The following is a 14,958-nucleotide window of genomic DNA, read 5'->3' as shown; positions in this document are numbered from 1 at the left end:
CGACCGATCTCAAAATATGGAGGTCATGCCGTCGGCGCCCGGAGCTCCGGGAGCGCCGGAACCACCCTTGGTGCCGTCAGGGTCTCCCTTGCCGGGGTTACCACCCGTACTGGCAGAGCCGGCCGCGCCGCCGCTGCCGCCGGCGCTCCCGCCGTCGTTGCCGTTGCCGCCGTTGCCGCCGTTGCCGCCGTTGCCGCCGGTGCCGCCGTTGCCGCCGCTGCCGCCGCCGATCGCGTCGCCGGCGTTACCGCCCTCGTTGCCTTGGCCGCCGTTGCCACCGTTACCGCCCCGCGCGTAGCCGCTGCCGCCGACGCCTCCGTCTCCGCCGCTGCCCCCGGTGCCACCGTCACCGCCGTTGCCACCGCCTGTGGCGGTACCGCCTGTACCGGCGCGGTTACCTAGACCGCCGTTACCGCCGTTACCGCCATCACGAGTGCTGCTGCCGCCGCCGGCGCCGCCGGTGCCGCCCTTTCCGCCGGTACCACTGGCGCCGCCGTTGCCGCCGTCCGTCGCGTGCCCGCCACCGCCGGAGCCTCCACCGACGCCGCCATTACCGCCGTGAGCGCCGTCCTGCCCCAACGCGCCGAAGCCACCCGCCCCGCCGGTGCCGCCGGTGCCGCCGTTGCCGCCGGTGCCCGCGTTCCCGCCGCCCGAGGCGTTACCGCCGACGCCGCCGTTTCCGCCCATACCGCCGGTACCACCATTGGTAGGCGCTGAGCCGAAGTCTTTGCCATTGATGCCAGCGCCGCCTGTGCCGCCCATTCCTCCGGCGCCCCCGGTGCCGCCGTTGCCGCCATCTACCGCGTCGCCGCCCTTACCGCCGATGCCACCTGTCCCGCCCGGTCCGGAGGTCTGATTCGTGGCATCGCCGCCGGTCCCGCCCATGCCGCCGGCACCGCCCGTCCCGCCGTTGCCGCCGCCGACGCCGCCGATACCGGCGCCGCCCGCACCGCCAGACCCGCCGTCGCCACCGGTGCCAGCGGGGGCGATCGTGGCGTTGTGCAACGCGTCAGCCCCCTTGCCGCCGGCGCCGCCCGTGCCGCCCGTGCCGCCGGTCCCGTTGCCGCCGACGATGCCGGTGCCGCCCACGCCGATGCCGGCGTTGCCCCCGACGCCTGCAGCGCCGCCGGCACCGCCATCGCCGCCGTTACCACCGGCGAAATAGGTGATGGTTTGGCCCTCGACTTTCAATAGGTAGCCGTCGCCGCCAGCACCTCCGGCGCCGCCAGAACCACCGTTGCCGCCGACGCCGCCATCGCCGTTAGTGCCGTCGATAGCGAAGTTGCTGCCGCCGGTGCCGCCAGTACCACCGGTGCCGCCCTGACCGCCGTTGACCCCATTGCCTCCAGGTCCGGGGTCTTGGGTGGGCGTGCCTCCAGGAGCGCCCGAGCCGCCGGTACCACCGGTGCCCCCGGCGCCACCGTTGCCAGCTTTGCCGCCAAAACCTGCGACGTTATTGCCGCCGTCGCCGCCGGTACCACCGGCGCCGCCGGCGAGGCCCCTGATCGTGTCGCCTTCGCCACCGCTACCGCCAGTGCCGCCGTTTCCGCCGACGCCGTTGGTGCCGTTCTTGCCAGCGGCGCCCGCACCTTGACCGGCGAGACCATTGACGCCGGAGTCACCGCCGTTTCCTCCCTTGGCGCCGGCAATGCCGATGCCGTCGAATCCGTCCACGAAGGAGCCGGCGCCGCCGTTTCCGCCTTGGCCGCCGGTGCCGCCGGTGCCGCCGGTTCCGCCGTTGCCGTTGGTTCCGCCAGCAATGCTGTCGCCGCCGTAGCCGCCGGAGCCGCCTGCTCCGGCGTTGCCGCCCAAGCCGCCCGCCTTATTAACGGCGCCGTGTCCGCCGGCACCGCCATCTCCGCCAGTACCACCAGTGCCACCGGTGCCCGCCGACCCGCTGAGCAGGCCGTTGTTACCGCCGTTGCCGCCGGCGCCACCGACACCACCTTGGCCACCGTGCCCGCCTGGGTCGTAAATCCCGCCCGCAAGGCCAGCGCCACCGTTGCCGCCTTTGCCGCCGGCACCGCCGTTGCCGGCCGTGCCGCCGGCGTAGCCACCGAGGTTGTTACCGCCGTTGCCGCCGTTGCCGCCCAAGCCGCCGCTCTTACCACCCGCGGCACTCGCCAAGCCGGTAGCGCCGTTGCCGCCCTTCCCGCCGTTGCCGCCAATGCCGTTGAGCCCGTTGCCTCCGGTGCCGGGAAGCCCGCCGGTGCCGCCGGCACCACCGACCCCAGCGTCGCCTCCGTTGCCGCCAGCGCCGCCGTTAGCTGCGATCCCGTCGTTGCCAACGACGCCATCGCCACCGACAGCACCGTCACCGCCATTACCGCCGGTGCCACCGAAACCGTTGGCTCCGCTGGCAATGCTGTTGCCCGCATTACCCCCAGTGCCACCGGTGCCGCCCTGGCCACCGGTTCCGCCATGAGGGGTTTCGCCGGACTTCGTCGTGCCAATCGCACCGGGGCCGCCCGCGCCGCCGGTGCCTCCAACTCCCCCATTACCGGCCGCGCCACCGAGGCCTTCGCGGACGCCGTCACCGAGATTATTGCCGCCGTCACCGCCCCTGCCGCCGGCGCCGCCGGCGTTGCCCCTGAGCGTGTCGCCCACGCCGCCATTGCCGCCCTTGCCCCCGTCGCCGGCGAGGCCGTTAAGGCCGTCGCTAGACACGACGCCGCCTGCACCGGCGAGACCTCCGACGCCTGAGTCGCCACCGTTCCCGCCGCGGCCGCCAGGAAGGCCGTCTTGTATCGAGCCGTCGCCGCCGTTACCGCCGGCGCCGCCATGACCGCCGTTGCCGCCTGTGCCCCCCGCGCCGTTCACGCCATTGACAGCGGCGTTAGCGCCGCCGTTGCCGCCAGCGCCGCCGGCCCCGCCGTTGCCACCGTCGGTGGCCGCTTGATTGACCACGCCGCTGCCGCCGTTGCCGCCCGCGCCGCCCTTGCCTCCGGAGCCGCCCGCGCCGCCCGAACCCCCGCCGAAGCCCCCGGAATTTTCGCCGCCGTTCCCGCCAGCGCCTCCGACGCCGCCGTTTGTCCCGTTGCTCTTGGCACTCGCAACCCCAGCAACGCCGTCGCCGCCCTTCCCGCCATTGCCTCCGGTGCCGCCGATGCCGTTGAACCCATTGGCGCCAGCGCCGCCGGAGCCGCTACCGGCGGCACCGCCGTGGCCGGAGGCGCCGCCGTTGCCGCCTGCACCGCCACTCGCGCCGTTGCCCCCTGCCGTGGGGCCGGCGTCGCCGCCGTCGCCGCCCGTGCCGCCGTTACCGCCGACGCCGCCGTTGCCATTCCTGCCATCAATGGCGAAGTTGGCCCCTCCGGCGCCACCCATGCCGCCTTTACCGCCGTTGCCGCCGGCTTGGCCCGCCACGTTGGGATTGATGCCATTAAGGCCATCACCACCCCGGCCACCGCCGCCACCGGCACCGCCGGCACCACCAGTGCCGGCCGAGCCCCCCACGCCGCCGATGTTTGCGCCGCCGGCACCCCCGTTGCCCCCGGTACCGCCGTCCATGCCTCTGAGCGTGTCGCCCAATCCGCCGGTCCCGCCAGCCCCGCCAGCACCGCCGTTACCGTTGCTACCGACGGATCCAGCCTTCCCGGCGCCACTGCCTGCATTGCCACCCACGCCGGAGACGCCGCCGACGCCGCCATTACCCCCGCTCAACGCCTCTATCACGGAGGCGTTGCCGGCATCGCCCCCGCGACCCCCGGCGCCGCCGGTGCCACCTGTGCCTCCGCTGCCGTTGGTCCCCCATGCTTCGCTGCCGCCGCCGCTGCCGCCAACGCCGCCGGCGCCGCCGGTCCCGCCGTTGCCGCCAGCTTGGTTGAGGTCGCCGTCGACACCGGCGCCGCCGAGACCGCCGCTGCCGCCGTTGCCGCCCCGGCCGCCCGCGCCGCCGCTGAAGCCGCCGAGGTTGGCGCCGCCGTTGCCGCCTGCACCACCTTGTCCACCGGTCGTTCCGCCGGAGATCATCGTGGCGCCCTGCCCGCCGGTGCCGCCGTTGCCTCCCGTGCCGCCGGTGCCGTTATCGCCGTTGCTGCCACCGGTGCCACCCGAGCCTGCGATGCCACCAGTGCCGGCGGCACCACCGTCGCCGCCGTTGCCGCCGGCTCGGCCATTTTGGCCAGCCGTCGCATTGCCAGCATTGCCGCCCGCACCCCCCGCACCGCCGTTGCCGCCGGTGCCGCCGTTGCCGTTGAATCCGCCCTGAGCGTCACCACCTTTGCCGCCGGTTCCGCCGCCACCGCCACGACCGCCAGCGCCGCCGGCTTGGTTAGCGGCCCCTTCGGCGCCGGCCCCGCCGACGCCACCCGCGCCACCGGTGCCACCGTCGCCGCCTATCCCGACGTTCCCCGTCTTCGGGGTGCCGACAGTGCCGCCCGATCCGGCGGCCCCGCCCACGCCTGCGGCTCCACCGTTACCGCCGTTACCCCCGGTCCCGCCATCAAAACCGGTAGATCCGGCGCCTCCAGTGCCGCCTTGCCCACCCTTACCGCCTCGGCCACCGCTGCCGCCGTCGCCGCTCGTGCCACCCGCGAAACTGTTGCCGCCTTGCCCGCCCGCACCGCCTTGCCCGCCGGCACCGCCCTGCCCCCCGCTCCCACCGTTTTGGAACGGATCACCGTTCTTGCCTGAAATACCTACGCTGCCGTTACCCCCATTGCCGCCGGCGCCTCCGGCACCACCGGTACCCGCAACTCCAACCTCACCGCCCTGTCCGCCGGTCCCAGCCGACCCGCCAGCTCCTGCGTGACCACCGGCACCGCCGGTGCCGCCCTGGCCGCCGTTGCTGCCGAAGCCCACGCCGTTACCGCCGTCACCACCGGTGCCGCCCCTGCCGCCGGTGCCGCCGGTGCCGCCGTCGCCGTTCTTGCCGCTACCGCCGCTGTTGCCGCCCTGACCGCCCTGGCCACCGGCGCCGCCCGCATGGCCTTGGTTGCCCTGGTTGCCGGGGCTGCCGGTGGTGCCGATGCCGCCGTCGCCGCCGGTCCCACCCTTGCCGCCTCGGCCGCCATCGCCGAAGCCGCCGTCGCCTCCGCCGGTGCCGAACTGACCGCTTGCGCCCCCCGCCCCGGCGTCGCCGCCAGCGCCGCCGAGGCCACCGGCACCTCCGTCGACGCCTAGGCCGGCGCCGGAACCGCCATTGCCGCCCTGCCCGCCCGTGCCGCCGTTACCGCCCAGGCCGCCCTTGCCGTTGGTGCCGCCGACGCCGCTGTTACCGCCGGCGCCGCCCTGACCGCCGGCGCCGCCCGACCGTCCTATGCCGCCTTCTTTGCCCGCGCTGCCGGTGGTACCGATGCCGCCGGCGCCGCCGGTCCCACCGGTTCCGCCGTCGCCTCCGTCGCCGAAGACGCCACTGACGCCGCCGCTGCCGCCTGTGCCGGCGGCACCGCCGGCCCCGGCGTTGCCACCGGCGCCGCCATTACCGCCCTGGCCGCCATCAGCGCCATAACCGACTCCGGTACCGCCGTCGCCGCCCCTGCCGCCGGCGCCGCCGCTGCCGCCCTGGCCGCCGTCGCCATTTATGCCGCCGGCAACCGTGCTGCCGCCGGCGCCGCCCTTTCCACCTGCGCCCCCCGCAAAGCCCGTCTTGCCGGCGAAGCCGCCGTTGGCGCCGTTGGCACCCGCATCACCGTTGCCGCCGTTGCCGCCGGCACCGCCGGCGCCACCGTTCCCCGCATTCCCGGCGACGCCGCCGGTGCCGCCGGTCCCGGCCAGGCCGACGTTGCCGGCGTTGCCGCCCGCGCCGCCATCGCCGCCAGCACCCCCGGCCACACCAAAGCCGACGCCATTGCCCCCGGCTCCGCCGGCGCCACCGGCACCGCCACTACCTGCGTTTCCGCCGTCGCCGTTGGTTCCGCCGTTGCCGCTGCCGCCAGCGCCGCCGTTGCCGCCGGCACCGCCCGCATAGCCGTTGGTCCCCTTGCTTCCCGCGAAGCCGGAAGCCCCCTTGTCTCCATGGCCGCCGTCGCCGCCGTGACCACCATGTCCGCCGGCGCCGGACTGAGCGGTCACGGTGCCGCCGCCGCCAAGTCCGTTGGTGCCGTCTACGCCGCCCTTGCCAGCGGCGCCGCCGACGCCACCGTCGCCGCCGGCCCCGCCCGCCACGCTGAAGCCGACACCGGAACCACCGGCGCCGCCCTTACCCCCGGCACCGCCATTGCCGCCGGCGCCGCCGGTGCCGAAGTTGCCGCCGGCGCTGCTTCCGCCGGCGCCGCCCTGCCCGCCGGCGCCGCCCGCATGGCCGGTACCGCCCTTGCCTCCGACGACGCCGGCGGAGCCGACATCACCGGCACCTCCGTTGCCGCCTTGGCCACCATTGCCGCCGTCACCGGCCGCACCGGCGCTGCCACCGACGCTGCCGCCGGTGCCAGCTAGACCGCCCACGCCGGCGTTGCCGCCACTGCCACCGGTGCCGCCGGCGCCGCCCGATTTGCCCAGGCCGACCCCGGATGCGCCGCTGCCACCCGTGCCGCCATTGCCGCCGTGACCGCCGGCACCTCCGGACCCACTAGTGCCACCAGCACCGCTATTACCCCCAGCGCCCCCGGTGCCACCCTGCCCGCCGGCACGACCCGTGCCACCCTGTCCTCCGGCTACCCCCGTCGCGCCGGTGTCGCCGTCGCCACCGTTGCCGCCCTGACCCCCGTTGCCGCCCGTGCCGAACACACCGGTGGTCCCGCCGGAGCCCCCAGTGCCAGCGTTTCCACCGGCGCCCGCGTTGCCGCCCTGACCCCCGCTGCCACCTTGGCCGCCATCGACGCCGAAGCCGACGCCGCTACCACCGTTACCGCCTTGGCCACCGGCGCCGCCCTTACCACCGGCGCCACCGCTGCCGTTGGTTCCACCAAGGCCGCTGTTGCCACCGGCGCCGCCCTGCCCGCCGGCGCCGCCGGCGAATCCGGTCGCACCTTTGCCGCCGGGCGCCGCGACAGCGCCGTTGGCGCCACTGTCGCCGCCGTTGCCGCCCTGACCACCGGTGCCACCGGTGCCCGCGACCCCCGCGGCACCACCACTGCCTCCGGTACCGGCCTGTCCGCCTACCCCTGCTTGGCCCCCGCCGGTGCCGCCCTGACCACCGGCCACCCCTAGGCCGACGCCGGAGCCACCGTTGCCGCCGGTTCCTCCGGTACCGCCCTTACCGCCCGCACCGCCGGCGCCGTTGGTTCCGCCAAGACCACTGTTTCCCCCGGCGCCACCAGCGCCGCCCTGGCCACCCGCGTGGCCGGTGCCGCCGGTGTTGGTGCCCGCGCTCGCGTGGGCGCCGACGTCGCCGGCGCCGCCCGTGCCGCCCTGACCGCCGGTGCCGCCGATGCCCGCGGCCCCCGCCGCGCCACCGCTGCCGCCGGTGCCGGCCTGACCGCCTACCCCTGCTTGGCCCCCGGTACCGCCGGTGCCGCCCTGCCCGCCGGCCACACCCAGGCCGAAGCCGGACCCGCCGGTGCCGCCGCTGCCGCCGGTCCCGCCTTGACCACCTGCGCCGCCGATGCCGTTGATGCCGCCGGCGCCCTTGCCGCCCGCGCCACCGGTGCCGCCTTGGCCGCCCGCGTAGCCGGTGCCGCCGATATTGGTGCCGGGTGCGGCGTCGGCGCCGTTGTCGCCGGCGCCGCCCACGCCGCCCACGCCGCCGGTACCGCCGACGCCCGCGGTCCCAGCACTGCCACCCGTGCCGCCGGTACCGGCTTGTCCGGCGGTGCCGGCCTGGCCGCCAGCGCCGCCGGTGCCGCCCTGACCCCCAGCCACACCCAGACCCAGACCAGATCCGCCGGCCCCGCCCTTGCCGCCGGTACCGCCCTGCCCCCCGGCGCCGCCGTTGCCGTTGACACCGCCCGCGCTGTTACCGCCGGCGCCACCGGTCCCACCCTGGCCGCCCGCGTAGCCGGTGCCGCCGATGTTGTTGCCAGGCGCGGCGTCGCTGCCGACGTCACCTGCGCCGCCTATGCCGCCCGTGCCGCCATTCCCGCCGACGCCCGCTGCCCCAGTAGTGCTACCGGCGCCACCGAGACCAGCCTGGCCGCCGGCCCCGCCCTTGCCGCCCTGACCGCCGGCAGCGGCATGACCAACGCCGGACGCCCCGGCGCCGCCCGTCCCACCGGTCCCACCTTGGCCGCCTTGGCCGCCGGCGCCGGTGACGACGCCGGCCCCGCCAGCGCCGCCCATACCGCCAGCGCCACCCGCGAAGCCGGTGCCGCCGATGCCGCCGTCGACACCGAAGATGCCGGCCGCGCCGTTGTCACCGGCGCCGCCCGTGCCGCCGATGCCGCCAGCGCCGCCGACGCCTGCACTGCCCGCCGGGCCCACCGGCGCCAACGGTCCGCCCGCGCCACCGGCACCACCGGCGCCGCCTTGGCCACCGACGCCACCAGTGCCGCCCTGGCCACCGGCGATACCCAAACCGACACCCGAACCGCCGTCACCGCCCTGACCGCCGATGCCCCCGGCGCCGCCGGCGCCGCCCGCGCCGGCCTGTCCGAACAACGAGGTGTTGGCGCCGCCGGCGCCGCCGGCTCCACCGTTGCCGCCCGCGGCGCCCGTTACGCCCTGGCCCCCATTGATGCCAGCCGCCCCAATTCCCCCGGCCCCGCCGACCCCACCCGCACCGCCAGGTCCAGCGGTGCCGAATAGGCCGTTGCTACCGCCGACCCCACCGGCACCCCCGTCACCACCGGCGAGGCCGGGCGCGCCGGCGCCGCCGGTTCCACCTACACCGCCCGCGCCACCGAATCCGGTGATCCATCCACCGGCCCCACCCGCCCCGCCGGTGCCACCGGCTTGTCCCGCCGCGCCGACACCGCCGGCCCCACCCGCACCGCCATTGCCGAACAGCCCCGCGGCACCGCCCGCCCCACCGGGCCCGGCGGGGGTCGTAGCGGTACCCGCCACGCCCGATCCACCGTTGCCGCCGTTCCCCCACAACAAGCCACCGGCCCCGCCGTTCTGCCCCGTGCCCGGAGCGCCGTTCACACCGTCGCCGATCAGCGGGCGGCCCAGCAGGAGTTGAGTAGGTGCATTCACGACACCAAGCACGCTCTGTTGCAACACCTGGAAGGCGTCCGCCTCGGCGGCCGCATACGAACCCGCCGCTCCGGTCAAGGCCTGGGCGAACCGTTCGTGGTATGCGATGGCCTGCGCGGAGATCCGCTGATATTCGCTGGCTTGGCCACCGAACAATGCCGCGATCGCCGCCGACACCTCGTCCGCTGCCGCGGGCAGCAGCTGCGTCGTAGCGGCTGCCGCTGCCGCGTTGGCGGCTTTGATCGTCGAACCGAGGCTGGTCAGGTCTCCGGCCGCCGAAGCTGTCAGGTCGGGAGCTATGACCAAATACGACATGAGCCTGCTTCCTTTACCTCGGGCGATTTTCGTCCGTCATAACGGCTCGGCGAACGTATCGGGTCGACAGAGTACGGGCACTCTACAACAATTTTGGCCGGATGTTTACGTAGACGAAAATAACTTATTCAGATTCCGCAATAAGGTTGAGAGGCGACATCGTTTGCGCGAACACTTGTTCACGCGGCTCCACCAGTTGGCTTGACACTTCCTGGCGTCCCAGCGTCACTTCAGCAAGACGGGCCGTGACGTGAATCGAATTAGACTCGGTTGCAAGAGGTTTCAATGTATGCACATGGGGGGTGTCAAATTTTCGAGAACGCGCTAGTTAAGGCAGACATGATCGATTGAATCCAAACCAAAGACAAATGACCACTGGTCATTAACTGAGACTCTCGATGTAAAGTAAATATACAGAGGCCGGTTATGGTCTCGCGATTATTGGAACTGAGTTATGTCGGGTTGCCCAATTGAGATAGCTACGGCGCACGTCGTGAGACCAGAAACCCGGTGTCCGTCCGGAACAATATTGTTGCTTCGTGTGTGGTCGATGTGAACTACCGTTGGCGGCGCCGCAGTCTTCCACTGTTGTCGTGACCTGACACGTTGTTGTCAGACGGCGAGCCGGCTGATGGGTGGTTTTCCGCCGAGAGCGGAGTGGCCTCGTCGAGTGTTGTAGTGGTGTAGGAATTGGTCAAGACCTCGTGTGCGCAGGCTGTTGGATGACCAGGCGCTGGCGTAGGCCCATTCGGTGAGCAGGGTTCGGTTAAAGCGCTCTACTTTGCCGTTGGTCCAGGGGCGGCCGGGTCTGATGAATCGGCGTTTGAGCTGCCAGGCTGAGCACACCCAGCCCCAGTTTGTGCCGCACCGGTAAACCAGGGCGTTGTCGGTAAGAAGGCGCCGCACGCGCACACCGTGAGCGGCGAACCAGGCCAGTGCCCGGTGCAGGAATCCGGCGCAGGTCAGGTCCTTTTCGTCGGGCAACACTTCGCTGTAAGCCAACCGTGTGTAGTCATCGATGGCGGTGTGGACGTAGTCATAGCCGATCTTGGTTTTCTTGTTGCGGTTGGTAACCGAGACTGCGGCATCACGCCCGTGCAGGCGCCACCCGCCACCGACAGGGATGCGGCCAAGCTTTTTGACGTCGACATGGATCAAGGATCCGGGTGTGCGGTGTTCGTAGCGGTTGGCGCTGCGCCGCGAGGATCGCACCGCTTCACCCGTGATCGGGTCGATGGCAGAAAGGTGGGGCACCTGATGGCGTGCCAGGATCCGTCCGACCGTTGATGGATTGAGACCTAGTTCGGCGGCCAGCACCACAGCCCCGCGCTTGTGGCGGCGCCGGGCTGCAAGCACGTTCTGCTCGACTTGCGCGCTGGTGCGCTGGGGCATCCGGATCGGGCGCGAGGACCGGTCGGCCAACGCCGCGTCGCCGCCCTCGGCGTACCGGCGCAACCACTTGTACACCGTTGACCGCGAAATACCCAGCTGTTCAGCCACATGCGCGGGCGGCCAACCAGCAGCGACACGCTCGACGATCAGCCGACGAGCGAACAGGTTGGTACGGGCGTTAGCGTGAGACACGAGGACCTCCTATGGGTGAATGCAGACACATCCACTCCGTCAGGAGGTCCTCCCCATTTCAAGCAGGCACGCCGTCAACAACCTCCCGGGTCACGCCAACAGTCGCTGCGCCAGCGGCGGCAATAGCGATCGGGCCTTAAGTGCTGGGACTACCCTCTTGGCCCGGTATGCCCGGGTCGGTAAGTCCTCCGCGCTGGCCTGGGCTACCGGGCTGGCCTGGTTGCCCGGGTTGGCCTGGTTGCCCGGGTTGGCCTGGCTGACCGGGCTGACCGGGCTGTCCTGGTTGCCCCGGCTGGCCGCCGGGGCCGCCCTCGCCGCCACGGCCCGGCTCTCCGCCGGCGCCACCGGGGCCACCCGCTCCCCCGTCGCCACCACGGCCGCCGTCACCACCGCGACCGCCTGCGCCGCCTCTACCGCCTGCGCCGCCGGCACCACCCGCGCCTCCGGCGCCACCTCGACCGCCGGCACCGCCTTGGCCGCCTTGCCCGCCCGGTGCGCCCGCGCCGCCGTTGGAAGCTGGGTCGTCTGTTTGCGCCATCGGTCTGCCTCCTAGTGAGCCGCGGCTTTGCGCGCTTGACGCCAAGCTACCCCATGCTACGACGAGCCCGGCAGCCGGCCGCTGGAGGCGACCAGCAGACCGATCAGTGCGGGTGACAATGAGTCGATGATCGCTTTGGAAGTCCTGCAGGCAGACGTCACCAAACTTGAGGTCGATGCCGTCGCCAACGCCGCGAACACCCAACTTCGGCACGGCGGCGGAGTCGCTGCGGCAATCTCCCGGGCCGGTGGGCCGGCCGTGCAACGGGAGTCGCACGAGAAGGCTCCGATCGAGCTCGGCGAAGCGGTGGAGACCACCGCCGGTGACATGCCGGCACGCTACGTAATCCACGCGGCGACGATGGAGCTGGGCGGGCCTACCTCGGCCGAGATCATCACCCGGGCAACCTGCTCGACGCTCCGCAAGGCAGATGACCTCGGTTGCCGGTCGCTCGCGCTGGTGGCGTTCGGGACGGGGGTGGGCGGCTTCCCGTTGCAGGACGCGGCGCGACTCATGGTCGACGCGGTCCGCCAGCACCAGCCGACATCCCTCGAGCGTGTCGTCTTCGCGGTCCACGGCGACGCCGCCGAAGAAGCTTTTGCGGCCGCCGTGCGGGCCTAATCGTCGTCGGGCCGGCCATGCGGCGGGTGCCTCGAACCCCGGCCGTGGGCCGCTGTGATGACTCGCTCGAGCACGTTGCCAGGGAGCCGTTCGAGAACGCGTCAACCAACTCACCCGCTGCGCGAATGCCAGATGGGGGACAAAAAAGTACGGTCGATAAGCCTTACCGTCTATTCCTCAAGTCCCAAACGGCGGCTCGCCCTGCGCCAAGACTGCTTGCCGTGCCAGGGTGATTTCGCCTAGACGATGTTGCCGGGGGCGCCAGGACTGCCTGGGTTAGCACCGCCGGACCCCGCGGGGCCTCCGCCGCCAGGCGTCGGAATGCCTGATGGAGCGTGAGCGTTGCCGCCGTTGCCGCCGCTTCCTCCGTTATTAGTGTTGCCAGTGCCGCCGCCGCCGTTGCCGCCGGTGGCATTACCACTAGAGGCGGACGCGGAGCCCCCGCCGCCGCCGTTGCCCCCGTCGGTGTTGCCGTTGCCGCCATTGCCTCCGCTGCTGCCGAATGCGCTTCCGGTTCCAAAGTTTTGTGCCTGGCCGCCGTTGCCTCCGTTGCCCCCTATGTTGCCGTCTCTCCCCGGCGTCGCCATGCCGCCAAAGGCGTCTCCGGTTCCGTAGGTGATAGCGGTACCGCCATTGCCGCCGCGGCCCCCGTTGCCGATCGTGGCGGGTCCGGCGGCGAGCCCCCCAGTGCCGCCGACCACGTTAGCCGTGTACGTCGCGATCTGGACTTCCACCGTGCCACCGCCTCCGCCGTCCCCACCGTTGAAGCCGGTGCCGCCGTTGCCGCCGCTGGCGCCGACCGGCACGAATTTCGAGGTGCTGGCGCTGCCGATGGTTAGCTGGCCGCCATTGCCGCCGTTGCCGCCGCGGAAGCTGCCGCCCACGCCGCCGTCGCCCCCGTTACCGGCCATGATCGCCCCAGTGCCGTCGGTGAATGCGGCACCTCCGGTGCCGCCATTCCCGCCCTGGACGGTACCGCTCCCGCCACTCCCGCCCCTACCGGCGGTGACGGTACCCGATGATGCGGTGTTGTGGATCGATGCGGCGCCACCGTTGCCGCCGGTTCCTCCGTTATTGCCGCCGGCGGCGCCGTCGGCTCCATGGCTGCCGGTGGCGTTTCCGGTTCCCCAGTTCTGTGCTTCCCCACCGTGGCCGCCGTTTCCGGCAGTGCCGCCCCCGGTCCCGCCGACCCCCGGTGCGCCGCCAAACGCGTCTCCCGTTCCGAACGTCCTCCCCAGGCCTCCGGCTCCCCCGTTCCCGCCGTTACCAGTCGTGCCGACCCCGCCCAGTCCCCCTTTGCCGCCGGTAGCGTTGACGCCAGACGCGTTGGCTGCGTTGGTACCGATATTCACCTCGCCTCCGTTTCCGCCAAACCCTCCGTTGACGCCGTTCCCGCCGTCGCCGCCGGCGGCGCCAACCGGAACGAAGGTCGATGCGCTATTGGTGATCGTTAGATTCCCGCCCCAGCCGCCATTGCCACCGCGGTTGCCGCCGTCGCCGCCCCTACCGCCGGCGCCGGCGGTGATGGGGCCGGTCCCAGTGGTAGTGGCGTTCCCGCCGTTGCCGCCGTCACCGCTGTTGCCGGTGCCGCTGCCGCTGCCTCCGGCGCCGCCGGCGCCGCCGTTGCCGCCTTGGGAACCGCCGTCGCCGCCCCTGCCGCCATTGCCGCCACTTCCGTTGCCAGCGACCGAGCCGTTGCCGCCATGCCCACCGAGGCCGCCATTTCCGTACAGACCGCCACCGCCGCCGTTGCCACCGTTGCCGCCGTTGCCGGAGCCGTCAGTGCTGGCGTCGTAGCCGGCGCCACCGGTGCCTCCGGTGCCGCCCTGCGATATTGCGCCCGCAACACCGCTCGGGGCACCGGAGTTGCCGTTGCCTCCCGCGCCCACCGCACCCGGATTGCCGGCATTGCCGCCGGCGCCGCCGTTGCGATTCATGGCGTCGCCAGCGGCGCCGGCGCCACCGTCGCCGCCCGGCCCGGCGTCGCCACCAGTGCCACCGGCGCCACCGGCGCCATTGGTGCCTGCTTGGCCGAATAACAGGCCACCTTTGCCGCCGGGCCCGCCCGCGCCGCCGTCGCCGCCAGCGCCGCCGTTGCCCCCGGTGCCGCCGACGTTGCCCGCTGCGCCCGCGGATACTCCGGCGGCGCCGGTGCCACCGGTTCCGCCGATGCCGCCGACGCCTCCAACACCTCCGGCACCACCGGGTCCACCCGATCCGAAAAGCAGCCCACCGTTACCGCCGGCCCCACCATTTCCACCTTGGCCGCCGGTCCCGCCGGGCCCGCCAGCACCGCCTCCGAGAGCGCCCGTATTGCCAGCCGTTCCAGTCAGTCCGGCCCCGCCGGCCCCTCCCGCACCACCGTTGCCCCACAGCCCGGCGTCACCGCCGCGGCCGCCGGGCTGACCGGCCGCACCCGATCCGCCGTTGCCGCCGTTGCCCCACAAGATCCCACCCGCACCGCCGTTTTGGCCCGTGCCTGGTGCGCCGTTGGTGCCGTCACCTATCAGTGGGCGTCCCAGCAGCAGGTTGGTGGGTGCGTTGATTACGCCCAGCACGGCATCGACGAGCGCCTGCAGCGGGTTGGCGCTGGCCGCCTCGGCGGCGACATAGGCGGCTCCGCCGGCGCTCAACGCCTGGACAAACTCGGCTTGAAAGGTCGCCGCCTGCGCGCTCAATGCCTGGAACTGCTGACCGTGGCGGGAGAAAAGTGCCGCAATCGCCGCCGACACCTCATCCGCAGCCGCGACGGCCACGGTGGTGGTGGAGTTTGCGGCCGCGGAGTTGGCCGCACTCAACGACCTGCAAATGCCTGCTACATCCGCGGCTGCCGCCGACAACAGGTCTGGTGTTGCGATTACGTACGACATGGCTGTCCTCCCAGG

General features: G+C 73.0%; 5 protein-coding genes. 1 reads left to right on the top strand and 4 read right to left on the bottom strand.

The features are described from left to right. Positions 1-9: 9 nt before the first annotated feature. The 3 genes from G6N68_RS13775 to G6N68_RS31505 all read right to left on the bottom strand — a co-directional run bounded on the left by G6N68_RS13775 (position 10) and on the right by G6N68_RS31505 (position 11,382). Positions 10-9,330: a PE family protein gene (locus G6N68_RS13775; protein ID WP_163713021.1), complete on the bottom strand. Its 9,321-nt coding sequence runs from the start codon at positions 9,328-9,330 to the stop codon at positions 10-12. 612 nt (positions 9,331-9,942) lie between these two features. Continuing rightward, the gene (locus G6N68_RS13770) at positions 9,943-10,914 is read right to left on the bottom strand and encodes an IS481 family transposase (protein ID WP_163713018.1); all 972 of its coding nucleotides are present in this window, start codon (positions 10,912-10,914) and stop codon (positions 9,943-9,945) included. A gap of 90 nt (positions 10,915-11,004) precedes the next feature. Further along, entirely contained in the window at positions 11,005-11,382 is a 378-nt protein-coding gene (locus G6N68_RS31505; RefSeq protein ID WP_205351331.1) for a hypothetical protein, read from the bottom strand. 196 nt (positions 11,383-11,578) lie between these two features. Between G6N68_RS31505 and G6N68_RS13760 the strand changes: the two genes are divergently transcribed. Next, complete coding sequence (locus G6N68_RS13760; RefSeq protein ID WP_205351330.1) at positions 11,579-12,073, top strand: macro domain-containing protein; 495 nt, start codon at positions 11,579-11,581, stop codon at positions 12,071-12,073. A 239-nt stretch (positions 12,074-12,312) separates the two neighbouring features. On the opposite strand, the gene G6N68_RS30805 is transcribed toward G6N68_RS13760, so the two are convergent. After that, complete coding sequence (locus tag G6N68_RS30805) at positions 12,313-14,943, bottom strand: PE family protein (protein WP_240355460.1); 2,631 nt, start codon at positions 14,941-14,943, stop codon at positions 12,313-12,315. Between the last annotated feature and the right edge of the window lie 15 nt (positions 14,944-14,958).

The organism is Mycobacterium bourgelatii (assembly GCF_010723575.1).
GTDB lineage: Bacteria > Actinomycetota > Actinomycetes > Mycobacteriales > Mycobacteriaceae > Mycobacterium > Mycobacterium bourgelatii.
This window is presented reverse-complemented; position numbering and strand designations above follow the sequence as displayed.